Genomic DNA, 1,724 nt, shown 5'->3' with positions numbered 1-1,724 from the left:
GATGCGACGACACTGCGGATTACGTTGGGAACGAACCCTACGGTTGTAGTGGGAGATACGCTGTCCTATAACACAACGGGCGAAGGACTGGCGGATCCGTCACTGGAGAATACGATAAGCAGCACGTTGACGGCAGCGATTGGCGGAAGTTTCGGAAGTCAAGTGCCGGCGATGGATTTAGTTACGGGTATCCTAATTTCTGATACAGGTCTTCAAGTTGGAGCCGGATTAGGTGACACTGTTGTTATTTCATTTGACATTCCGACGAACAAAGCTATTACGACGGGCAACCTGGGAACAGCGATCAGTTTACCAGCAGGCCGTACGTTTGGCACGGGAGCAACAGTGGCGTGGAATGCTGTTGGTGATCGATTAACGATTACTCTTGGTACGAGCCCGGTATTATACAAAGGTGATACGTTAACTATAGATACAGCTTCAGGACTGAAGAATACGGGTGAAGAAGGCGTTATTACAGGCGCTTTAGTTGATATGGTGGGCAGTGCGGCGGGAAGTACTTTCGGTACCGGACCAATTCCTGCAATTGGAAGCATACAAGCAACCAACGACCTCGGTTTAGGTGGAGCGAATGCTGGAGACAAGGTTACAATTGCATTTACGGCTGTGACGAATACCCCTTCTACAATAAGTATTTTAAGCGATATTACTTTAAGCAGCGGCCACACGTTTGGTTCAGGTGCAACAGCAGCTTGGAGTCTAGATGGAGCATCGTTAATTATTACTTTGGGAACGAATGCAACAGTAGCTGTTGATGATACCGTAACAATTGGTACTGGCGCAGGAATTAAAGATTACAGCGGTGAATCTGCAACAATTAGTGGGGCAGGAACGATTAGCGGCTCATTCGGTGAGCTTGTACAGCCAATTTTGAGCAGCATATTCGCAACGAATGGCGATGGCACTGCAGCTGTAGCTGAGGGTGATACGGTGGAGTTCGTCTTTAATACACCGGTTGATCATTCTACGTTTGATCTCTCGACTATCACAGTAAAAGACAGCACGGGAACGGTTACGCGAACAAATCCTTTCGGAGTTACGCAAAGTGTGTACTGGGCAGACCCGATTGGCGGCTATGAAACTCGCTTGCAAATTGTGCTTGGTGCAAATCCGACAATTCAAATTACGGATTTAGTCAGTATTGCTGGAGCAAATGGTATTAAAGATGTGATGGGATCGATTGAGATTGCTCCTGTGACTGATCATACTATTGGTGGAACGTTCGGCGTGGCAGTTGCGCCGCAACTGACTAGCGTAACGGCAGTGAACGGCGACGGAACTGGGGCAGTGGCACAAGGCGATCAGATTGAGCTTGTCTTCAATAGTGCTATAGATCGAAGCGGATTCGATAAGAACCAATTCAGTGTATCCAACAGTAAAACGTTTGGTACGGGAGCATTGTTTAATTGGAGCAGCGATAACCTCCGTCTGACGATCACTCTGGGCAGTAATCCGACAATAACGACAAGCGATAGCATCGTAATTGCGTCGGGCAATGGTATCAAAGACGTAACAGGCCAGGAAGAATTGGCGCCAGTGACGATGCCGATTGGTAGCGGCAGCTTCGGCTTGTCAGTTGCGCCGCAACTGACAAGCGTAACGGCAGTGAACGGCGATGGAACGGGAGCAGTGGCACAAGGCGATCAGCTCGAGCTTGTCTTCAATAGTGCTGTAGATCGCAGCGGATTCGATAAGAACCAATTCAG

General features: G+C 48.6%; 1 protein-coding gene. It reads left to right on the top strand.

Features of this window, described 5'->3' with window-relative positions; genetic code table 11:
- Nucleotides 1–24: 24 nt before the first annotated feature.
- A partial coding sequence (locus AC58P7_RS33375; RefSeq protein WP_497350353.1) for an Ig-like domain-containing protein occupies nucleotides 25–1,724 on the top strand: 1,700 nt, incomplete at its 3' end.

It is taken from the genome of Paenibacillus sp. J22FR5, assembly GCF_059691975.1.
Note: the sequence above shows the minus strand (reverse complement) of the source record. Positions and strands in the feature narration are given on the sequence as shown.